The sequence below is a fragment of the Kangiella sediminilitoris genome, from assembly GCF_001708405.1.
Classification (GTDB): domain Bacteria; phylum Pseudomonadota; class Gammaproteobacteria; order Enterobacterales; family Kangiellaceae; genus Kangiella; species Kangiella sediminilitoris.
Genome location: NZ_CP012418.1, coordinates 1,080,543 through 1,103,314 on the forward strand (window position 1 = coordinate 1,080,543; position 22,772 = coordinate 1,103,314).

Consider the following 22,772-nt stretch of genomic DNA (forward strand, 5'->3'; position numbering starts at 1 on the left):
AGTTCGCTGGTTAAAAATTGAGACATTAAAAAGTTGAGCGTTAGGAAAAAGTTAGAGTATCAACGATTTTTATCAATGAGGGGAAAGTTATGTTTCGTAAATTAGCTGCAACAGTTGCTGTGTCAACTGCGCTAATCACTCCATCTGCCTGGCCACTGGGGTTGGGTGATATAGATGCCGATTCGGGATTGAATCAGCCGCTGAAAGCTGAGATTACGCTTTTATCATCACGTAATGTGAGCGAAGAGGATTTACGTGCAAAACTCGCTTCGTATGAGTCCTATAGTAAATTTGGCGTTCGACGCGAAGCTTATCATAATACTCTAATTTTTGATGTGATCACGAAAGAGGATGGTAGTAAAGCCATTCTTGTCGAGAGTCGCGATCCAATAAAAGAACCCTTCATTAACTTCTTAGTTGAGCTCAACTGGGCACAGGGACGCTTGATGCGTGAATATACCTTGTTACTTGACCCTCCAGTTTTTGCCAGAACAACACCAACTCCTCAACCCAGTGAAACCCCAGTAGCTTCGCCGGTGGCGCAAAGTAACGTCGCGCAAAATAAACCGTTTAAGCCGACCGAGGTTGATAGAAAATTCGATACTCCGACTGAAGAACAAAAAACGGTTGAAAAGAAGACTGAAGAACCTGTAACAAAGGCTTCGAAGGAGCCCGCGGTTACAGAAGAAACGCGCAAACTAGCTTCTTCAACAGAATTCAACGACGATAACTGGACAGTTGAAAGAGGGCAGACCTTGTGGAGTATCGCTGAGTCGGTACGCCCTCAGGGTGTTTCTGTACAACAAACTCTGTTAGCTATATTTCATAATAATCCAGAGGCATTTATCAACAATGATATCAATAGGGTAAAAGCCGGCGCAATTTTGACCGTACCTGAAAGAAGTGTCATCAGTGACGTTTCTCAGGCTGCGGCTATTAACAAAATAAGGAGTTCGACGGTCAGTGCTGACGCACCTCTCGATGTTCGAAAAAGCGTTGATGAGACAGAAGAGGTAGAAAGTTCTGACTCGCAAACAGGCCGCTTGAGTATTGCTAGCGTAGAAGAAAGCTCCACAGAGCAGTCTGGTGGTAGTGATCTAGATAGCAACTCTGAAGAAGAGCTCAGTTCTGATGCTAGCTCTGCGGATTCTGATTTGGCTTCAACAGAGGGTGAAACCTCTTCTGATTTTGAATCTACCTTGAGCGATACGGGCACTGATACAGAGTCTGGAGTCGCAGTTGAAGACGAAACTCTGTCCGTACTTTCCGGTGCTGCAGATAAGGCGGAAGACGTTGACGAAAGTTCAGTGGCTGATGAATCAACAGGTGAACCGTCAGAGACGGCATCTGCTACTCCTGAGCAAAGCAGTAACGAAGAACCTGCTCCTAAAGACGTGAATAGTTTAGAGCAAAACACTAAGAAAGCATTTTATGAGTCAGAAAATTTCTGGCTTTATGCGGGTGGTGGTCTTTTAGTTGTGTTATTGGCGGGTGGCGGCTTACTGTATCGTCGTAATAGTCGAGTCGAGGATGATGGTGGCCTGCTTGGTATGATGTCTGACTCTAATAATTCGGATAGACAGAATGAGCCTGAATCATTCTTGAAGGGTCGTGGAATGAAGGCTCCTGAAGAAGAGGCTGATCCACTAAGTCAGGCTGACATTCTTATTGCCAGAGGGAAGTTGCGTCAGGCAGAAAGCCTGCTTGAAGATGCCCTGGCAGCTGAGCCACATAATCAGGAAGTTAGAGTAAAGCTAATGGAAGTTGTGGCTAGTTCTCAAAATACTGAGAAGTTTAATCAGCTGAAAGCAGAACTACCTTCTGATTTTGATCATGACTCAGCGCTTGGTCTGAAAGTGGCCAGCCTGGGGAGCTTGCTAGAAGAAGATGATACTGAGTTTAGAATTGACGAGTCTACCGACTTCGAGCTTCCGAGCGAAGGTGATATTTTTGGTGATGATGAGTCATCTTCACCATCTGATCTGGATCTCAGTGAGGAGCTTGAATCGGCAACATCTGATGTTGATACGGTAAAGGATGTAGACGACTCAGAAGAGCTGCTGGAACTTGATTTAAGTGACTTTGAGAAGCAGGTAGAAGATTCTGCTTCAACAGAGACAAACTCTGATGATAACAGCATTGAGTTTACAACTGGTCAGGATGACGAGGCATTAGTTACTCATGAAGATGATAGTGTTTCAAATGATGTTTTAGATAACACTGCTAACGACGACAGTGGTGATGGCCTGAGTGCTGATGATGCTGCAACAAAATTTGATCTTGCTAAAGCTTACATGGAGCTTGGGGACGAGGAAGCGGCCCGAGATATCCTCGAAGAAGTTAAGCAGGAGGGCAACAGCTCACAGCGGGCCGAGGCTGATAAATTATTATCACAAATGTAGGTTCTCAATTAAGAGTTGAAAAACACCGGGTGTTGACCCGGTGTTTTTGTAATGAGTTGACGTTAAGAACGAAAGGTAACTTTTACGATGAAGTTCGCTTTAGGAATTGAGTATGATGGCAGCTACTACTATGGTTGGCAGAGGCAGTCCCATGCTAAGTCAGTACAGCAAACGCTCGAAGAGGTTCTAAGTAAAATTGCCGATGAACCCGTTCAAGTAAACTGCGCTGGTAGAACTGATACGGGGGTCCATGCCACAGGTCAGGTAGTCAGCTTCGACATTAGTAATGAAAGACCGCTCAAGGCATGGACAATGGGTGCTAATACTCAACTTCCAGACTCCGTCGCGGTACGCTGGGCCCATGAGGTGCCTGATGATTTTCACGCCAGATTTAGTGCTACTGCTCGACGTTACCGCTATATCATCGCCAATACACATGCCCGCCCGGCAATATTGAACCATGGTCTGACATGGTGTAGACAAGAGTTGGATGTTGAAGCAATGAATGCTGCCTGTACATATTTTCCTGGCGAACAAGACTTTGCCTCCTTTCAGGCTTCGAGTTGTCAGTCTCGAACTTCATTTCGATTTATTAACCATCTTACTGTAGAGCGCTACCATGACTATGTTGTTATAGACATAAAAGCTAATGCCTTTTTACATCATATGGTCAGAAATATTGCTGGAACTTTAATTGAAGTTGGAAAAGGGTTAAAGCCCGCCTCATGGGTAAAAGAGCTAATCGAAGAAAGAAACCGGGCCTCAGCACCCGCAACCGCAAGCCCCAACGGGTTATATCTGGTTGATGTTGATTACCCAGAAAAGTTTGAATTGCCAAGACTGGCGATAGGACCTGTTTTTTTGCCAAAAACCTAGAAGTGGTTTTACCAGAAGTCTGTTCCGTTTAGGGCGAAACCTGTTACAATGCAACGACTTAAATGTTGATATCAAACAAAGATAGAATATGAGCTGGTTAGAACGATTATTACCGAAGCGCAACCCGGATGGTGAACGCAAAAAATCCATCCCAGAAGGTGTTTGGAGCAAGTGTAATGCTTGTGAAGCTGTTTTGTATTACGCTGAAGTAGAGCGTAATCAGTCAGTTTGCCCTAAATGTAATAGCCATATCCGAATCAATGCGCGCAAGCGTCTGGATTTGTTTTTGGATAAGGATGCCCGGCAGGAGATTGCTGCTGATATGAAGCCAGTTGATATGCTGCGCTTCCGAGATTCTAAAAAATACAAAGACCGCCTTTCTGCAGCTCAAAAGAAAACCAAAGAAAATGACGCTTTGGTCGCTTTTGAAGGCAGTGTAAAAGGAGTACCCGTCGTTGCGTGTTCCTTTAATTTCGATTTCATGGGCGGCTCTATGGGATCAGTGGTTGGTGAAAAATTTGTGCGCTCGGTAAATCGAGCTATTGAGAAACGTGCCGCTTTTGTATGTTTTACTGCCAGTGGCGGTGCACGAATGCAAGAGGCTTTAGTTTCTTTAATGCAAATGGCTAAAACCAGCGCTGTACTCGCTAAGTTATCTGACAGCGGCCTGCCCTATATTACAGTATTGACAGATCCGACAATGGGTGGTGTTACCGCGAGTCTTGCCATGCTTGGCGATATTCATATCGCTGAGCCGAAAGCATTGATTGGCTTTGCAGGGCAGCGTGTCATTGAGCAGACTATTCGTGAAAAACTACCAGAAGGCTTCCGCTTAAGTGAATTTTGGTTGGAACATGGTGCGATTGATATGATAGTTGATCGACGTGACATGCGGGATAAAGTTGCCTCTTTAGCCGCTAAGTTGTTGAAAGTAGATGAACCTGCGGCTTAATAGAGATTACCGCCTTGTCATCTTTTGACAGCCCACTACATTTCACCCATCTTAATGAGTGGCTTGCTTGGTTAGAGCAAGCACACTCTATTCATAAAATAGAGCTTGGGCTAGACAGAGTCAAAACCGTAGCCTCAAGACTCGATTTATTACATCCCACCTCTAAAATAATTACCGTAGCCGGTACTAATGGTAAGGGTACTACCGTGGCGGCAATTGAAGCTTTAGCTTCGAGTCACAAGTTATCGGTAGGCACTTACACCTCCCCCCATCTTGTTGAATTTAATGAGCGCATCAGGATTAACCAGGAAAACTGTAACGATGAGTTATTAGTCGAAGGCTTTAAGGCTGTATACACTGCCAAAAGAGACGCTGAGCTTACTTATTTTGAATTTACCACACTGGTGGGGCTGTGGGTTTTTAATCATCTTGAACTGGATTTAGTCGTTCTTGAGGTTGGCTTGGGCGGTAGACTCGATGCGGTCAATATAGTTGATGCAGATATTGCCGTGATTACTTCAATAGGGCTAGATCATACCGACTGGCTGGGTAACGACTTAAAAACTATAGCCCGTGAAAAAGCTGGCGTTGCCCGGCATAACAAACCATTGGTTATAGCTGACTCAGCAATAGAAAAGCTTCTTGAGTCGAACATAGAAGCAATTGGCTGTATTCCTATAATCGCTGATAAAGACTACAAGGCAGTTCTCGACAAGAAATATTGGAGTTACAGTAATCAAGCTTTATCTGTAGAGTTTTATGAATTGCCTCTTAATGATTTGTATTTGCCCAATTTAGCCGCAGCTTTAACCGCTTTCAGTTATGTTTACCAAGAGCTACTAAACAAAACTCTGTCTTACGCTTCGTGTTATAAGTCCTATGAGACATTAACTCTTTTAGGTAGGTTTCAATTTTTATCAAAGCAGCCTCATATCATTGTTGATGTTGCCCATAATGTTGACTCAGCAAAGCTATTAAACCAGAAGCTACTGGAACTAAAGGCCAGCGGAGTTGAGAGAGTGGTTGCCCTGTGTGGTATGTTGAAAGATAAAGACGCTGACTCCTGTCTTAATGCCATGACAGCCATCGATCAGTGGCATTTTATAGATTTACCTGCCCCCAGGGGGAGAAAAGCAAAGGAACTGTTGCAAAAACTTCCACAAATGTCGCAAAATAACGCTAAATGTTATTCATCACTAAAAGCATTTAATGAGTCATGTGTCACTCATTCATGCCTTAAGTCGTCAGAAGCATTGATTGTTTTTGGCTCTTTTGTAACAGTTGGTTTGTTTGTAGATCAGTGGAATAAAGAAGGTTTTGCGTGGATATAAAACTTAAACATCGCCTAGTCGGTGCCTGTGTCATATTGGCGTTAGCCGTATTCTTTTTACCAATGATATTGGATAGCGAAAAGTATCGCTCAGACATCAAGAGCCAAATTCCAGCAACCCCCACTTTGCAAAGTAGTGAACCAGAAGTTTCAGTTTCTAATGCAGAGGATTCTGGATCTCTTACTATAAACCTGGATGAGGATGAGCCTCAGAAAGCCATTGAGGAACCTGTGTCTGAGACAGAAGGCGATAAAACAAGTTCTGTCACGGAGCAAAGTGAAGCTACTACTAAAGAGTCTAAAGAAGAACTTACGGAAGCTAATAAGCAAGAAGGCATTTCTAAACAAGAGCCGACTTCAGAGGGTGGCTCTGAATCCAACCTAAACGATTCCATCGCTGACACAAATGATAATTCTGGTGACCAGGTCGTAGAAGATAACCGCGCAGCTGACAAAGAGCCTACAGAGAATGCGCCTTCACAGTCGACCGAAACAAACTTTGAAGGTCAACCATGGGTGATTCAAATAGGCTCATTTTCAAATAAGGACAATGCAACTGGCCTGATTGCTGACCTACGAGATCAGGGGTACAGAGCGTACCAGCGCCAAAGTGGTAAGTTCACAAGAGTTTTTGTTGGACCTTATCCAGATAAAGAGGCTGCCCTGGAACGACAGCCTGGCCTTGAGAAAATTATCGGCACGCCTGTAAAGCTCATAGAGTTTGATGCCGGCGAACATTAGAGTCTGATTTGACAGATAAAGCTGTTATTGGTTATTCCTCTGAGCTTAATGCTCTGGTAAAATGCGCACTGAATTCCTCGAGGCACTCTCTTTAATGATTTGGGTTGATTGGGTCATTTTGGCGATTATTGGCGTATCAGCGCTAATCAGTCTATTGCGTGGCTTTGTGCGAGAAGCATTGTCTCTAGCCGGTTGGATTGCGGCATTCTTCCTTGCTAAGTTCTTCTACGTTCCTCTATCCGAACTTCTTGTTGATCATATCGAAACAAATAGTATCCGCTTAGGAGTGTCTTGGGCTGCTATTTTCGTGGCTACTTTAGTATTAGCCGGAATAATAAATTATATGGTGGGTAAAATGGTCGATGCTGCTGGTATGAGTGGTATGGATCGTCTCCTGGGAATGTTTTTTGGTGCACTTCGCGGTGTTTTGATCGTGGCGCTAATAGTCCTTGGTTTAAAACAATTTACCCCTGTCCCTAAAGATAAATGGTGGGGGCAATCCAGCTTAATTCCCCACATGGGGATGGTAGCTGCCTGGTTTTATGAAAAGCTGGGAGAAGTGGTACCGGAATTAAAGGATAATGAACAGTCAGAGGAAAAGACTGTAGAACCACTTATAGATCCTGAGTCGGATGCCATTGGAGCGCTGATCAAGATGAACGCATTGGATCAAAGAGACATCCCCGAAAATGAGGATGATTCCTCAGAAACTCATTCTTCAACTGAAAAAGACGAGCAAAATTAATATGTGTGGTATTGTTGGTATCGTTGGTAAGTCCCCCGTTAATCAAAGCTTATTTGATGCATTAACTGTATTGCAGCACAGAGGACAAGATGCTGCGGGTATTGTAACCAGTGATCAGGGAAAGCTCTATTTACGTAAGGATAATGGTCTGGTTCGAGATGTTTTCCATACTCGACATATGCGTCGGCTAACCGGTAATTCTGGTATTGGCCACGTTCGCTATCCAACCGCTGGCAGTTCCACCTCAGCAGAAGCCCAGCCGCTTTACGTAAACTCACCATATGGCATTACTTTAGCTCATAATGGTAACCTGACCAATTCAGATAGTCTGAAAAAAGAATTATACTCTACCGACCGTCGACACCTGAATACTAATTCAGACTCAGAAGTTCTACTTAATGTTTTAGCTCATGAACTTCAAATTTTAGACAAAAATCATCTTGACCCAGATGATATATTCAAAGCGGTTGGAGAGGTATTTAAGCGTTGCAAAGGTGCTTATGCTGCAGTTGCATTAATCAGTGGTCATGGGTTACTTTGTTTCAGAGACCCTTACGGAATTCGCCCAGCTGTTTATGGTAAACGGCAGACCGAAAATGGTGTTGAGTACATGGTAGCGTCAGAATCTGTTGCGCTTGATGCTCTGGGTTATGAGTTAATAGATGATATAGGCCCAGGTCATGCTGTTTTCATTTCAGAAGATGGCACTCTGCACTCCCAGAAATGCATTGACGATGACACATTTGCACCTTGTATTTTTGAACATGTATACCTGGCTCGTCCCGACTCACTGATCGATAATGTTTCTGTCTATAAAGCTCGTTTAAGGATGGGTGAAAAACTTGCCGAGAAAATTCTCCGTGACTGGCCTGATCATGATATCGATGTGGTTATTCCGATTCCTGATACTTCAACCACATCAGCGATGCAGCTAGCTAACGAGCTTAATGTGAAAATGCGTCATGGCTTTATTAAAAATCGTTACATTGGACGCACATTTATTATGCCGGGCCAGCAAATGAGAAAGAAAAGTGTTCGTCAGAAGTTGAATGCTATTGACCTTGAATTTGGTGGAAAAAATGTCCTATTGGTAGATGACTCGATTGTGCGGGGCACTACTTCGGAGCAAATTATCGAAATGGCACGCGAGGCTGGCGCCAAAAAAGTATACTTTGCCTCAGCTGCGCCACCTGTTCGATTCCCTAACGTCTATGGCATTGATATGCCGGCAGCTAAAGAATTGATAGCCCACGGTAGGACAGAGGAAGAGATCGGACAAATCATCGGAGCTGATCGCATCATCTATCAGGAAGTTGATGCAATGGTTGATGCAGTGCAAGAAGGTAACCCAAACATCAAGCAATTTGATTTATCTGTGTTTACAGGCGAATATGTCACTGGCGATATTGATGAACAGTATTTGAACGATCTTGAGAAACTTCGTAATGACATGGCTAAGTCATCAAAAGAATCAAGTGAAGTAGAAAACTCAGCTATGGTTATGGATTTGCACAACCAATAAGTTGAATTGAAGAGTACCAGTTTATGCGTTTTATTATGCGAGCTATATTGAAGTTACTAGGATGGAGGATCGAAGGCGATCTTCCTGCCTTTAACAAGTGCGTTATTATATTTGCTCCGCATACATCGAATTGGGACTTCGTGCTTATGCTTATGACGCGCTTCTGCTTCAAAATGGATGTAGCTTTCTTGGGAAAGCATACCCTTTTTAAACCGCCGCTTGGCTGGTTTTTCCGCTGGGTTGGTGGTATACCTGTGGTGCGTTCAAGCAAAAATGATGTAGTACAGCAGGTTGTTGCTGAAATTAAAAACAGGGAAAGTATACAGCTTGCGTTAGCTCCAGAGGGGACTCGCAGTAAGACTCAACATTGGAAAAGTGGTTTTTACCATATCGCTGTTCAAGCTGGGGTACCAATTGTCTTTACCTACTTGGATACCAAAACGAAAACTATAGGTGTTGGTCAGTATATACAACCGACTGGAGATATCCGGTCGGATATGGCCAAAATCAAGGACTTTTATAAAGATAAAGCAGGAATAAGGCCAGAGTTAGCTAGTGAAATACAAATTGAGGATAAAAGACAATCACAATGATATGACTGTGTTCTTCCGTATTCAGTCATTATTTTTTGTTACGCTATTATTAAGCGTTTCATTTCTTTTTAATTTTTCTGCTGAAGCCGCAACAAAAGTTTCTGAAAGAATCCGATTCCACTCATTGACCATTGAGGATGGCCTGAGCCAAAGCACCGTTAACAGTATTACTGAAGATCGCTTTGGTTACATGTGGTTTGCTACTCAGGACGGTTTAAACCGTTACGATGGTGTTTTATTCGACCAAATAAAACACATTCCCAATGATGCCTCATCCTTGGCCTCGCCATCGATTGAAAAGTTAATTTATGACTCTATGGATACGATGTGGGCGTTGACTGCGCAAGGTATTGATAGCGTAGATGTTAATGACTTGAGTGTTACACACTGGATGTCTGAATTAAAGCTGTTAGCAGATGGTGGTAAGGATGTAGAGCTCGAAGTAGAGTCCATAGCTCTCATGCCAGACAACACCCTGCTAGTTGTTACAAATCTATTTATAGCCAAAATTGATGTAAATAATGGAGATATTTCTCGTATTGATGAGCTTCAGTCTTTGGTTGATGAGCACACCATTAAAAATTCTTTAGTCATCGAAGACCGTTTTTACTTTGTAGAGGATAGCTGCCTTATTGCCATTTCTCTATCAGGTCTTGGTAAACAGACCAGGTGCTTATCAAGTGACCTCGAACTTGAGTTATTAATTTCTGACAGGGATGAACCAAACCATTTTTTTATTACTGGAGCTAAGGGGTTTGCAACATACTCAATAGAGCAGCAAGAGCTTGTACACTTTCCAATTTTTGACGGACGTACTGACAGCCCAACTAAAGTATTAAATCTGGCCAGTCATAAGAATGGCTACTGGCTTGCTACTGGTTCAGGTTTAAAGTATTGGAGTAATGAAGAGAAAAAGGTAACGGTCGAATACTTTTCAGACTTTACCGATCATTATTCTATAAACAATGATTACAGCATGGATATATGGAAGTCATCAGATGGATTATTCTGGCTGGGCACCTTATCTGGCGTGAATTACTGGCAGTCAGAACAGCAATTTCTTCACCTACTGCAAAAGCGTGAAGTAATGCAGTTTAAACGGGACAACTACACAACCAGTTTATTAAAAAACCATAAGGGCGATCTTTGGGTTGGTACGGACTCGTCTGGACTCTATAAGTATAGTTCTGATTTTTCTACCTTAGAGCACTATGCTGGACTGAAAGTCGGAGACCAGCTTGTTAAAACGGATTATGTTGCTGGAATGCTTGAGGATCGTTACCGAAACTTTTGGATCATCGCATCAGCCGGATTATTTTTTAGTCCTTTTGGAGAAGATGGCTTCAGTTTACTAAAAGAAGTTTATGATACTAACGGTAAACCGATTACGTTGACTGATATGTCGAGCATTATCGAGGCAAGGAATGGTGATATTTGGTTAGGTGGAGCAGAGGGCTTTTATAAAATTGAAGTTGAGTACACGAATAATAATGATATACAAACCTCCAAGCTAAAATTTATTGATTATACTGATACTGTTCCTGACGTAGTTATGGATACGCGCTACGGGGTATATACGATTTATGAAGACTTACAGGGTTACCTTTGGTTAGGGGGATCAAAAGGGCTTGTAAGGTTTAATCCTATTAACAGCGAAGTTAAATTATTTGAAAGTCATCCTGAGGATACACAAACATTATCCAGTTCAGATATCACAGTAATCTACGAGGATCTTCTTGGTGTACTCTGGGTGGGAACTGTTTCAGGTCTAAACCGAGTAAGATACGATTCTAAAGGCGAGGTTTATTTTCAGCGTATTACTCAGCATGATGGATTTGTCGATGACTTTATCTGTTCAATTTTGGCAGATAATTCAGGCTTTTTATGGATCTCCACAGCTAATGGTCTAGTTAAATTTCATCCGGATAAAGGGACTCCTGCAAATTTCACTTATAAGGATGGCCTTCAATATAACGAATTTTTTACTAACGCAGATTTTGCCGATGATGATGGAAATTTATATTTCGGAGGTATTAATGGAATCACTATGTTTAATCCAGATGAAATCAGCATTCAGAAAGAAGAGAAAGAATTAAAGGTTGTTTCTGTTAAGCATGAGGGCTTGGTCAGTGGATTAACTAAAGAAGGCGACACCTATTTCGCTGATGTCAGTGATGAGGGGCTGGTATCAATTCGACTGTCATCCTTTGATTTCATTAACGAGTCAGAGTACCGTTACAAAATTGATGCTTTCTCTGATGACTGGATCATGTCAAATGGCCCCATCATTAATCTTCATGATATACAAAATGAGAGGCTGCTCATCAGAGCGCAAATACGTCAAAAAAGTGGTCGCTGGGGCGACAAAGAAACTGCGTTATTATTAGCTGTTGAAAAGTCCTTCTGGTCAAGCGCGCATGGGTTTCTTCTATATTTGATGATGTTAACTTTTGTCGTTATTGGAGTGGCTGTTTATCTTTCAAGTTACTTTTCAAAAAGAATTGATCGTCAGGAAAGGAAGTTAAAAGAACGAAAAGCTCAGTCACAGTTATTACTGAGTGAAAAAAAGGCTTTGCTTTATCAAGTAGAAGATTTGCAGTACTCATTATCTGAGCAACGGTATCAGTCTGAGCGTTTGGAAAATCAACTTGAGCAACTTAAGGTTAACGATCAGCTTACAGGTTTCAAAACTAAACATTACTTAAAACAGCATATTGGGAAAGAGTTAGAAATTATTGGTAACACCTGGGTAGAGAACGATGGTATTGCAGGAGTATATCTTGGTGTTTTTGCTGTTGATATTGATAACCTTGCGATGATTAATAAAGAGTATGGACATTTATGTGGCAACGAGGTGTTAAAGCAGGCTGCAGAGTGCCTAAGAACAATCAGCTATGGTACAGACACACTGGTAAGATGGCAGGGCGCTACGCTGCTAATTCTTAGCCGAGGTATTGAAAAGCGTGAGCAAATGATTTTGGCTGAAAAAATCCGCTCTATTATTGCCTCTAGAAAGTTTGACCTGGGTAATGGTGCGAGTATTGATGTTACCTGTAGTGTTGGTTTCGGGCGTTTTCCATTCCTCCAGGATCCTAATGAAGTCATAACCTGGGATCAGCTCATTTATGTGATTGGGCGTGCTTTGTCGGTAGCAAAAAGTAATAGTCGGAATGCCTGGCTTGGCATCTTCACCAATCAATTTTCTCATCCACAGGAAATTAGGGCAAAAATAACAACCGATTTAAGCAGTCTGTTGAACAGTGGACAGCTGGATTATGTATCGTCAATACCTAAGTCCAACAAAATTAATTGGGACACTACCGGCTAATGATGAAGCTGGTGAAGAACAAGAACCAATAGAACTGCTACTGAAAGTCCGGTGATAAAATATCCTTTGTGATGAATAGAGCTTATAAATTGTTGCTCCGCGGCTTCTTCATGTTTATGTACATGAGTTTCTCCCTCACCGTGCTCGTGGCTATGAGGACGATGAATAATGACATGTAAAAGTGTTCCGCTTACGATTGCCTGGAAGTAATCAATAAAAATGTTGTGAAGTCCAAATAGTTGTTTTTCTCCGATATAAAAACCCGCTGTTGTAGCGATAAGCATAAAGCCAAAAACGATTGCAGAACGTCGTGAACCCCATAGAGGGTTTACAATCCACCATAAGCTCAGTCCAACAACCAGACGATGTAAGATAACTGCATAGGGAAGCATCTCATTTCCCTCCACAGTGACCACAGCTGCCCCGTCTATTGCCGAATGTGTCATCAGTCCGGTAATCCCTAGAATTAACGCAATACTATGTGTCTTGTGAGCAAAGCGTCTAAAGGTTATTTCGGCTAATGCTGGGCCGAAGAAGCCGAGTAGAAGCAGTGGGAACAGAGCAAAACCGATGTTACTCCATAACACTGGCAAAACGTCGAAAATAAGCAACGACCCAACTGACACCAGGACGAACGGGAATAAAAAGTCATCCATACGCCTATTCTGGCCAATTACCTTGAGCATCAAAGGGCCTATCAATAACGCGATAAGACTGAGCAGCAGTAGCATCAAAATACCTTACCCGGATTCATGATATTGTTAGGATCAAACGCTAACTTGATACCCTGCATATAGGCAATTTCCTGTTCCGATCGGCTATAAGAAAGATAGGGTTTTTTCAACAGACCAACGCCATGCTCGGCCGAAATACTGCCTCCCATTTTCTGAAGTTCGGAGAATATAAGAGGGTTAACTTTTTCACATGCGGATATAAAGTCTTTATACTCCATATCCTCGGGAGCTAAGATATTGAGGTGTAAGTTTCCATCTCCAATATGGCCAAACCAAATCACTTCAAATGCTGGGTAGTGTTCGGACACAATCGAATCTACCTTATGAAGAAAGTCGGATACTTTATCAGGAGTTACCGCGATATCGTTTTTATAGGGTTTGCGAGAGGATATTGTTTCTGAAATATATTCCCTGTATTTCCATAGCTCATCAGCTTGCTGCTGGCTTTGACTCATAACGCCATTAAGGATTGCTTCATCCTCCAGCCCTGATTCAAAACATGACAGGGCTCTTTCGATAATTTCTTCTGAAGTTGCATCGAACTCCAACAAACAATAGAAAGGGGCTTCACTTTCTACCGGTCTTGGTAAGTTATGATGCTTCATTACTTTTTCCATCGCCTTGTCAGAGAAAAACTCAAATGCCGTCAGCTCAATATCCTTTTGGAAAAGATTAAGCAGGGTTTTTACTTTTTCAAGCTCTGGAATAGCCAACAGTAAAACCGTCAAACTTGTAGGCTGGCGTGTCAGTTTAATGGTTGCCTCAGTGATAAAACCGAGGATTCCTTCGCTGCCTATGAAAAGATGGCGTAGATCAAAACCCGTTGCGTTTTTAATCAGGCCAGAATTAAGGTTTAAGATATCACCTTTACCGGTAACTACAGTAAGCCCCATAACCCAGTCTCTGGTTAAACCATAACGGATAACCTTAATGCCGCCTGCATTGGTAGCGATGTTACCACCGATCTGGCTAGAGCCGCTGGAGGCAAAATCCACTGGATAGTACAGGTCATTATCCATGGCAAACTGCTGTAATTGTTCTGTTATTACTCCGGCCTGGCAGGTGACCTGCTGGGTGGATTGCTCAAAGTTTTCTATCTGATTCATTTTGTCAAATGCAACTACGAGCTCATGGTTACTGGCCACAGCACCGCCACTCAGGCCCGTTCGTCCTCCAGAGGGGACTAGAGCTACCTGATTTTTATTGGCCCAGCGAACAATCTCAGCGACCTGATCGGTCGTTTTAGGGAACGCAATGGCTAATGGTGAAATGGAGTAGTTATTGGTCCAGTCTTTACCATATTGTTGCAGTGAGTCGTTATCTGTGAGTAAGCAGTCAGCGTCAAGGATGCTTTTTAAAGCGTCTAGTGAAGATTGCACAAAGAGCTCCATTTGTCTTTGATTTCAAAAGGCTGAGGCATATTTTGCCAGAGCTTTTAAAGAAAAGAAATGAGTTGTCACTTAATCTTTTGGCTGATAAAGCATTCAGACAAAAAAAAGCCCCTGACTTAGTCAGAGGCCTAGAATACATTTCAATCTAAAAGGGTATGGAAAGTGGTGGGTGGTACTGGGCTCGAACCAGTGACCCTCGCCTTGTAAGGGCGATGCTCTCCCAACTGAGCTAACCACCCACATTCCAAAGTGTTCCTCAAGAACGGGGCGCATTCTAAGAGGGGGAGGGCCGAAGGTCAACTGTTTTTTAATAAAAAGTTATAAAAAGTTTAAAATCAACGAAATAGATGTAGAACTTGCCTAATTATTAGACGTTTACTTCAAATAGGTTTTGAAAAAGCCTGACCCTTGGTAGAATAGCGCCAACTTTGATAACTCATTTACATTATGACCGTTAAAACTCGATTTGCTCCAAGTCCTACAGGGTACTTACATGTTGGTGGCGCTCGAACAGCGCTTTATTGTTGGCTCTATGCTAAAAAGCATCAGGGGAAATTTATATTGCGTATCGAAGATACGGATAGGGAGCGCTCTACGGAAGAGTCTGTTCAGGCTATTTTTGATGGTATGAACTGGTTAGGTCTTCAGCACGATGAGGGACCTTATTACCAGACTGATCGTTTCGATAGATACAAAGAGCAAATTGATCATTTATTAGAATCTGGTCATGCTTACCGCTGTTACTGCTCAAAGGAGCGCTTAGATGCATTACGAGAAGAGCAACAGGCTAACAAACAGAATATCGGTTATGACGGTCATTGCCGTGACTTATCAGAAGCAGAACAAGATACTACTAAGCCGCATGTAATCCGTTTCAAGAATCCAAAGGAAGGGAAAGTCGTTTTCAATGATTTGATCAAGGGCGAAATCGCGGTCAGTAATAGTGAACTTGATGACTTAATTATTGCGCGAACCGACGGTACTCCAACCTATAACTTTACTGTTGTAGTTGATGACTCAGACATGAATATCAGCCACGTAATCCGAGGTGATGATCATGTTAATAATACTCCTAGACAAATAAATATGATAAAAGCTCTCGGAGCAGAAGTACCATTGTACGCACACGTTCCTATGATCCTAGGTGATGATGGTAAGCGTTTGTCTAAACGTCATGGTGCAGTAAGCGTCATGCAATATCGAGACCAGGGTTATCTGCCACAGGCAATGTTGAATTATCTGGTAAGACTTGGCTGGTCTCATGGTGATCAGGAAGTTTTTTCTAAAGAAGAGATGGTTGAGCTATTTGATCTTAAGGATGTAAACCGAGCGCCTTCAGCATTTAACACCGAAAAATTAAACTGGCTTAATCAGCATTACATGAAAACTCTTCCTGTAGAAGAAGTTGTATCCCATCTAGAATGGCATATTGAACAAGCAGGTATAGACACTAGTAAGGGGCCTGATATAAAAGAGCTGATACCTGTAATGGCTGATCGCGTTAAGACTCTGAAAGAACTGGTTGGCGCCGTGAGTTATTTCTATCAAGAATTTGATGAGTTTGATGCAAAGGCAGCCAAAAAACATTTACGTCCTGTTGCCAAAGAACCATTGGAAACAATAAAGCAAAAACTGACTGAACAAAATGACTGGTCTGCTGATAACTTGCATAAGCTGGTCAGTGCTACGGCAGATGAACTTGAGATTGGTATGGGCAAAGTCGGTATGCCTCTAAGAGTAGCTGTAACGGGTTCAGGAATGTCGCCTGACCTTGGAATTACTCTTCAGTGGGTAGGCAAAGAAAGAGCTCTTCAACGAATTGACAGGGCTTTGAATTTTGTTGCTGAACGTGAGGCACAAAGTTAAGACTTTAATCATCATGCATTAAAAAAGCCTGCTCAATGCAGGCTTTTTTACAAGACGGTAAAAACCTATTTTTGGGTAAGCTTCATACCCGCTTTGTCCTGAACACTTTTAATTGCTTGGACAACATCCTCAGCGTGAACTCCATCCAGGTTATCAACACCAGCAGTGATTGTGTATTTCATACCGCCTGCGAAGAAATCTGCGGCAATTACTGAACGCCAGTTTGAAAGAGGGAAGACCTGGTAACATTTTGTATTACTGCTACAGGTATGGTGCGTGTAGCCACCCACTTTATAATTATCAGTAATTTGTTTGTATGTTTTACGTTTTAGTTTTGAACCAGTTCTATACAGAATTGTTACGCTTGCCAGATCTTTTTTGCTTTTATCAATACTAAAGCTTGATCGCTTCGCCTTATAGCCCGAAACAACCATATGTACATCATCATTTTTAATGGTATAGCTAACATAGCCCTTTGGCATGAAGTTTTCTTTTAATGTCCAGTCGGAAGGAACTTTCATATAGTTGTCACCGCCAATGTTAGCCTGGGTGTATGTTTTAGCCTTCTCGGCCGGAGCAGCCGGAGTTTTTGCTTCTTTTTTTGGTGCTGAAGTACAGGCCCATAGAAATAATGTTCCTACTGTGATGATACCAAGATTTTTTAAATTACTTTTTGTCATTAATGCCACCTGATGAATAATAAGTTAGTAAATGTCAATAAATTAAGCCCAGTGCTCATTAAATGAGTCTTGTTCTGCGGCTTTAAAACGGCTTCCTGGTGCCAAAATATGCATCTGCAATCCAAATAACGAGATATAGTCACCGCTTCCTGCTGTTCCCATTGATGAATATTGCAAGTTGCTGGGATCTATGAGGGTTGCAGAACCTTCCCCGTAAACTTGCAGTTCCTCCCTGGGACTTATGAACAAGGCAGACCCTTCGTCAATACCAATCCCTATTGTAAAGGGATTATAGGATAGAGCTGTTAATAGCCGTCCTAGTCTACCGGGTTGCTCAAAGTGATAATCCAGCATAAAACGATTTGTTAAACCAAGCCCTGGAGCCATTGTTACTCCTCCATGCCTGGGTGTGATTGAGTCTTCACCGCCAGCAATCATGTGCTCGCTAAGCAGCGCAGCTGCTCCATAGCTTCCCGCAACATGAACACCATCAGCATTTAACTTTCTTAACTGCTTGGCTATTGCTGTTCCCCCAATAATAGTCGAAATCTGTAACGGCCGCTCACCAATAATAATTATAAGATCTTGGTTATTAAGCTGGCTTACGATACTTTCATCGCTTGCTTCTTGCCTGGTACCAACCTTTATTTCCGAGCAAGAACTAAATCCGTTTTCTATTAAAGTATTTTGCAGACTATGTTCAATATTGTCTTCGCTAACACTCAATACGGCGGCCGACGCTTCAGCTGTCAGACAGATACCTCTTATCTGTTCGGCAATCTCATTCGTTATCTGGTGCTTGCATCCACCTATAGGAATGATATATCCCCGATCATATTTACCGCTACCTGATGATGGCATTGGCATACTCCATGGGCTTTATGTATGTCATATCGCTATCGGTGTAAGCACCTCTAGCTTTTAATACTAGCACCAACAATTGACAAAAAATGTGCATGAGTTGGTGCTACGCGTAAAAAAACTTGACACTTTAACCAATAGACTTTTGAAGTTTACTTTATAACTTGTTGTTTTTAATGTAAATCACAAATTATGTATATAATTTATACAAATTAGGGTCGTTGAGGCTGTCAGTTCCTTCAGGAGCTTTACTTCAAATTTTATTATTGGTTAAATGTCCGTCTTCTAAGATAAAAGAGAAGTCTAATGAAGACAAGTTATAAGTATTTAATGATGGCTGCGGTTCTCGGTCTGACCGCATGTCAGCAGGAGTCTGAAGAAAGAACTGAGACTGCTGAAGTTTCGGATGTTCAAGAGGTGACTACTGAAGTCAAGTCAGAGAAACCCGGAACAGGAAAAGCTGAAACGTCTGATATTGACGAACATTCTTATGGTAACCTTGATGAAGTCGATCTTCATCACTTGGATTTGAATTTAACGGTTAACTTCGAAGCCAAGTCCCTTCAAGGTTATGTTGACCTTAGTTTTGAACGATTAAAAGATAACGTAACCGAACTCGACCTGGATACGCGCGATATTACCATTGAGAAAGCACAAATCTGGTCTAGTGGAGAGTGGAAGGATACAACCTTTGAACTAGCTGAAAAAGATCCCGTTCTTGGTTCAGAATTAACCGTAGCTTTAGATGATGAAACTACGAAAGCACGCGTTTATTATCAGACTCAGCCTCAAGCGAGCGGTCTGCAGTGGTTAACTCCTGAGCAAACAGCTGGTAAGAAGCATCCTTTTGTATACAGCCAGGCTCAGGCAATACATGCTCGTAGTTTCATTCCTATTCAAGACTCTCCATCAGTGCGTGTAACTTACAACGCCAACTTGAAAACCCCAAAAGAATTATTGGCTGTAATGAGCGCTTTCAATGAGCCTGATACAGAGCTTGACGGTGACTACTACTTTGAAATGCCGCAGCCTATACCTCCTTACTTGATTGCCCTGGGCGTTGGTAACCTTGAGTTTAAGGCTATGAGTGATCGTACAGGTGTATATGCAGAGCCTAGTCTGGTTGATGCCTCTGTAGCGGAGTTTGAAGATACAGAAGAAATGGTCCGCGTCACTGAAGACATGTTCGGTCCATATCGCTGGGGACGCTACGATTTATTAATTCTTCCACCAAGCTTTCCATATGGTGGCATGGAAAACCCTCGGTTATCATTTATTACTCCAACAGTAATCGCTGGTGATAAAAGCCTGGTTAACTTGATTGCACATGAATTGGCTCACTCATGGTCAGGCAACTTGGTGACAAATGCTACATGGAGAGATTTCTGGCTTAATGAAGGATTCACCAGTTACGTTGAAAATCGCATTATGGAGGAGTTATATGGTGAAGACCGTGCCATGATGGAAAAAGCTCTTGCTGTACAGGATCTGCGTAATGAAGTTCAGGAGTTACCTGAGCGTTACACAGTTTTAAATGTTAACTTGGATGGAAATGACCCGGATGATGCTTTTTCTGGCGTACCGTACGTTAAAGGGCAGATGTTTTTGGTTTATCTTGAAAAGAAATTTGGTCGCGAAGTTTTTGATCAATTTTTAGTAGATTATTTTAATAACCATGCTTTTCAGAGTTTAACTACTCAAGAGTTCGAATCTTATTTAAAGAAGAACTTGCTTGATAAGCACCCAGGTATCGTTTCTATGGATCAAGTTAAAGTCTGGCTACATGAACCGATGCTTCCAGATATGATGCCTAACCCTACGTCTGATGCCTTTACGACCATTGACTCTGAGACAAAGTCCTGGCTTGCAGGTGAGGCCAAGTTAGATAGTCTTGGTTCAGCAGACTGGACCGTGCATGAGTGGCTTCACTTCTTAAATAACCTTCCTGAAGATCTTACTCAAGAGCGTATGAAGCAGCTGGATAGCGAGTTTAATTTAACTGACTCTACTAATAATGAGATTGCTCATGCTTGGTTATTACTATCATTGAAGACCGGATACGATGCAATTATGCCAAGATTGGAAACATACCTTGTGTCTATAGGCCGTCGTAAGCTGATAGTACCTTTATACAAGCAGCTTATGGAAACCGAAGAGGGAGCCCAGTTTGCAAAACGGGTCTATGATATTGCTCGTCCAGGATATCATCCGTTAGCGCAGGGTACTCTTGATGAAGTAATCAACAAGTAATTAACTCAAAGGCTTTCTTCGGAAAGCCTTTTTTTTCTGAAGCTCACTCTACTAGCGAGCTTATGTATATTACTTTAACTAAAAAGGACAGAATAATGGCATTCATGAAACCGCTTCCAAAAGATCTACATCCGGAGCTAGAAAAAGATTTTGCAATTTTTGAAGATATACTGGGGTTTGTTCCTAATAGTTTACTGACGATGCAGCGTCGTCCCGATATTGTAAAAGGGTTTGGTGTATTAACTAAAGCGGTCATGTCGCCAGATGGAGATGTTGATCTTGGGTTTAAACGTCTTCTGGCGCATTTTGCCAGTCGCGCTGCTGGCTGCCAGTATTGCGAGGCACACTCTTTGGTTGCAGCGAAAATTCATGGCATCAGTGATGAGAAACTTGAACAGATTTGGGATTATAAAACCAGCAACCTATATACAGATGCAGAGCGAGTGGCACTGGATTATGCGTTGGCAGCAGGTTCTGTGCCGAATGATGTTGATCAGGACTTGATGGATAAAATGAGACAGCACTGGACAGAGGATCAAATCGTAGAAATATTAGGCGCTATCTGCCTTTATGGTTTTCTTAACCGGTGGAATGACTCTATGGCTACTGAGCTGGAAGAAGCACCAACTGAAATGGGCCAGAAGATACTGAGTAAAGGGGGCTGGGACGGTAAACGCCATAAGTAGGAGGGGGTTTTATGCCTTGTTGGCTTCAATTTCGGCAGATAAAGTCGTCAGAACCGTAATAACCTTCATTATCTTGGAAAGAGAAGCGCTTTGACACAGCATTCTGGTCACTTGAATTTTACAGGTAAATCAGTGATATTGCTTCTACAGTGCTGGCAAAGGCAGCTAACTTAACAAGACGAGGAAAGCAGGATGGCTGGAAAATATGTGATCTCAAAAGGTAATGACGGAAAAAGCTATTTTGTGTTAAAGGCTGGTAATGGTGAAGTGATTCTACAAAGTCAGGGCTACTCGTCACGATCGGCCTGTGAAAATGGTATAAATTCAGTTCGTAGAAATTCGCAGGATAGTGACCGCTTTGAAAAGAAAAAGGCAAAAGATGGCCGGTTTTATTTTGTACTAAATGCTTCTAATGGCCAGCAAGTGGGGAAAAGCCAGATGTATAGATCGGAAAGCGGCAGAAATAACGGAATATCTTCTGTTACCAGAAATGCTCCTGACGCAACAATAGTAGACGAAGTTTGATTTGAAAAAGCCCCAAAAGGGGCTTTTTTTTGCTAATGGTTATGACCACTCTTTGAGGTAAGATAATCCATAACCGCAAAAAGTAGACCGGATATAACAAACACACCGTGAATTAACAGTTTCCATTTTACAATCTCCAGACTAATAGTCCCGTCATTGTCGAGTTGCATATAAGTTCTCAATAAGTCGATACCAGAAATAGCGACAATAGAGCTGATTAGCTTAACCTTTAGCGTAGAAAAGCCTACTTTACCCATCCAGCCAGGTTTGTCTTCATGCTCCGCGACGTCAAGCTTTGAAACAAAACTCTCATAGCCACTGAAAATAATAATTATCAATAGATTGGCCAGTAAAGTCATATCGACTAAAGCTAAGATCCCTAAGATGGTATCTGTTTCGGTTAAGCCACCGAAGTGACTAATTAAATGCCACAATTCTTTTGCAAAACCACCAAAAAGTACTGCTATTGATAGTATCAACCCGACAAAAAATGGAGCCAGGATCCAGCGACTGCTAAAAATTCCTGCTTCAAATATATGTTCAACCTTTTTCATTTAATATCCTAAGTATCATTGTATTTTTATTCGCTGATATTGTAGACAATAGAACAATCCTGTAAATAATTAAGTTAGGGCAATGATGTAACAACTTTTAACACGTCATAAAATTGTATTTTTTGTGTCATAAAGTCGTATTCGGGCGCCCTTATTATCAATATAGTTTTCATAAACCCTGAGGCACAATAATGGGGAGCAAAAAACTCTATATCTTTAGGCATGGTAAGTCTGACTGGAAAACAAAATACACAACAGATTATGAGCGGCCCCTGGCTGATAGAGGAATTGAAGCGGCTAAAAATATTGGTGCTCACCTGTCAAAGATTGGTCAGATACCAGACTATATAGTATCGTCAAGCGCTAAACGTTGTTCTGACACCGTTAATCTAGCAGTAGTGTCTGGCGGATGGGATAGTTCAATTAAGACAACGCGATCGCTTTATTTAGCTGGTGTTGAGGAGACTATAGAGGTAATACAGACCCTTCAGGTGGACGCTAAGCGTCTTATGCTTGTAACTCACGAGCCGCTATGTTCCAGCTTGGTTTCCGAGCTTTGCATGGGAGCGAATGTTAAATTTCCTACTGCCAGTATTGCCCGACTTGATTTTAAGATTAAGGATTGGTCTGAAATTGATAGTGATAAAGGACAGTTGGCCTGGCTATTGACTCCAAAAAGTGTATTTGGGAAGTAAAAAAGCAAAAGCGGGATTCCGCTTTTGCTTATACTTATCTA

Annotated in this window: 19 protein-coding genes and 1 tRNA gene; 14 read left to right on the forward strand and 6 right to left on the reverse strand. The window is 42.1% G+C overall.

The window, feature by feature from the left end; genetic code table 11:
• The first annotated feature begins 89 nt into the window (after positions 1–89).
• From KS2013_RS05075 to KS2013_RS05115, 9 genes are all read left to right on the forward strand, one after another.
• Entirely contained in the window at positions 90–2,402 is a 2,313-nt protein-coding gene (locus tag KS2013_RS05075; RefSeq protein WP_068990674.1) for a FimV/HubP family polar landmark protein, read from the forward strand.
• Between the two features lie 87 nt (positions 2,403–2,489).
• Entirely contained in the window at positions 2,490–3,278 is a 789-nt protein-coding gene (gene truA / locus KS2013_RS05080) for a tRNA pseudouridine(38-40) synthase TruA (protein WP_068990677.1), read from the forward strand.
• 88 nt (positions 3,279–3,366) lie between these two features.
• A complete protein-coding gene (gene accD, locus KS2013_RS05085; RefSeq protein ID WP_068990679.1) occupies positions 3,367–4,230 on the forward strand; it encodes an acetyl-CoA carboxylase, carboxyltransferase subunit beta in 864 nt (287 codons plus the stop codon).
• 14 nt (positions 4,231–4,244) lie between these two features.
• Positions 4,245–5,561, forward strand: a complete 1,317-nt coding sequence (locus KS2013_RS05090; RefSeq protein ID WP_083217792.1) for a bifunctional folylpolyglutamate synthase/dihydrofolate synthase — start codon at positions 4,245–4,247, stop codon at positions 5,559–5,561.
• A complete protein-coding gene (locus KS2013_RS05095; RefSeq protein ID WP_068990684.1) occupies positions 5,552–6,301 on the forward strand; it encodes an SPOR domain-containing protein in 750 nt (249 codons plus the stop codon). The genes KS2013_RS05090 and KS2013_RS05095 overlap by 10 nt, the downstream gene beginning before the upstream one ends.
• 94 nt (positions 6,302–6,395) lie before the next feature.
• Positions 6,396–7,046, forward strand: coding sequence for a CvpA family protein (locus KS2013_RS05100; RefSeq protein ID WP_083217793.1), 651 nt, complete (start codon positions 6,396–6,398; stop codon positions 7,044–7,046).
• 1 nt (position 7,047) lies between these two features.
• Positions 7,048–8,568, forward strand: a complete 1,521-nt coding sequence (gene purF / locus KS2013_RS05105) for an amidophosphoribosyltransferase (protein WP_068990687.1) — start codon at positions 7,048–7,050, stop codon at positions 8,566–8,568.
• Between the two features lie 23 nt (positions 8,569–8,591).
• Positions 8,592–9,161: a lysophospholipid acyltransferase family protein gene (locus tag KS2013_RS05110; protein ID WP_068990690.1), complete on the forward strand. Its 570-nt coding sequence runs from the start codon at positions 8,592–8,594 to the stop codon at positions 9,159–9,161.
• Complete coding sequence (locus KS2013_RS05115) at positions 9,124–12,489, forward strand: ligand-binding sensor domain-containing diguanylate cyclase (RefSeq protein ID WP_228703746.1); 3,366 nt, start codon at positions 9,124–9,126, stop codon at positions 12,487–12,489. The genes KS2013_RS05110 and KS2013_RS05115 overlap by 38 nt, the downstream gene beginning before the upstream one ends.
• Here the strand turns inward: KS2013_RS05115 and KS2013_RS05120 are convergent.
• The 3 genes from KS2013_RS05120 to KS2013_RS05130 form a co-directional block, all read right to left on the reverse strand.
• On the reverse strand, positions 12,486–13,220 hold the full coding sequence (locus KS2013_RS05120; protein ID WP_068990693.1) for a hypothetical protein: 735 nt from the start codon (positions 13,218–13,220) through the stop codon (positions 12,486–12,488). The two genes, KS2013_RS05115 and KS2013_RS05120, sit on opposite strands and share 4 nt — an antisense overlap.
• Positions 13,220–14,614, reverse strand: coding sequence for an FAD-binding oxidoreductase (locus KS2013_RS05125; protein WP_068990696.1), 1,395 nt, complete (start codon positions 14,612–14,614; stop codon positions 13,220–13,222). Before KS2013_RS05125 ends, KS2013_RS05120 begins: the two co-directional genes overlap by 1 nt.
• Before the next feature lie 163 nt (positions 14,615–14,777).
• A tRNA-Val gene (locus KS2013_RS05130) sits at positions 14,778–14,853 on the reverse strand.
• Between the two features lie 208 nt (positions 14,854–15,061).
• Here KS2013_RS05130 and gltX point away from each other — a divergent pair.
• Complete coding sequence (gltX, locus tag KS2013_RS05135) at positions 15,062–16,480, forward strand: glutamate--tRNA ligase (RefSeq protein ID WP_068990699.1); 1,419 nt, start codon at positions 15,062–15,064, stop codon at positions 16,478–16,480.
• Between the two features lie 65 nt (positions 16,481–16,545).
• Here gltX and KS2013_RS05140 read toward each other — a convergent pair whose 3' ends face one another.
• Positions 16,546–17,160 carry a hypothetical protein gene (locus KS2013_RS05140; protein WP_068990702.1) on the reverse strand — a complete coding sequence of 205 codons (615 nt, stop codon included), beginning with the start codon at positions 17,158–17,160 and terminating at the stop codon, positions 16,546–16,548.
• A gap of 42 nt (positions 17,161–17,202) precedes the next feature.
• On the reverse strand, positions 17,203–18,021 hold the full coding sequence (locus tag KS2013_RS05145) for a cyanophycinase (protein WP_068990705.1): 819 nt from the start codon (positions 18,019–18,021) through the stop codon (positions 17,203–17,205).
• A 306-nt stretch (positions 18,022–18,327) separates the two neighbouring features.
• Between KS2013_RS05145 and KS2013_RS05150 the strand changes: the two genes are divergently transcribed.
• The 3 genes from KS2013_RS05150 (at position 18,328) to KS2013_RS05160 (ending at position 21,482) form a co-directional block, all read left to right on the forward strand.
• The gene (locus KS2013_RS05150) at positions 18,328–20,271 is read left to right on the forward strand and encodes a M1 family metallopeptidase (RefSeq protein ID WP_228703750.1); all 1,944 of its coding nucleotides are present in this window, start codon (positions 18,328–18,330) and stop codon (positions 20,269–20,271) included.
• Between the two features lie 95 nt (positions 20,272–20,366).
• Positions 20,367–20,957, forward strand: coding sequence for a carboxymuconolactone decarboxylase family protein (locus KS2013_RS05155; protein WP_068990708.1), 591 nt, complete (start codon positions 20,367–20,369; stop codon positions 20,955–20,957).
• 192 nt (positions 20,958–21,149) lie between these two features.
• Complete coding sequence (locus KS2013_RS05160) at positions 21,150–21,482, forward strand: YegP family protein (RefSeq protein WP_068990711.1); 333 nt, start codon at positions 21,150–21,152, stop codon at positions 21,480–21,482.
• Positions 21,483–21,514: 32 nt separating this feature from the next.
• Here KS2013_RS05160 and KS2013_RS05165 read toward each other — a convergent pair whose 3' ends face one another.
• Positions 21,515–22,036 (reverse strand): TIGR00645 family protein, encoded by a 522-nt coding sequence (locus KS2013_RS05165; RefSeq protein WP_068990715.1) that lies wholly within the window; start codon positions 22,034–22,036, stop codon positions 21,515–21,517.
• Between the two features lie 191 nt (positions 22,037–22,227).
• On the opposite strand from KS2013_RS05165, the gene KS2013_RS05170 reads away from it, so the two are divergent.
• Entirely contained in the window at positions 22,228–22,731 is a 504-nt protein-coding gene (locus tag KS2013_RS05170; RefSeq protein WP_068990717.1) for a SixA phosphatase family protein, read from the forward strand.
• The last annotated feature ends 41 nt before the right edge of the window (positions 22,732–22,772 follow it).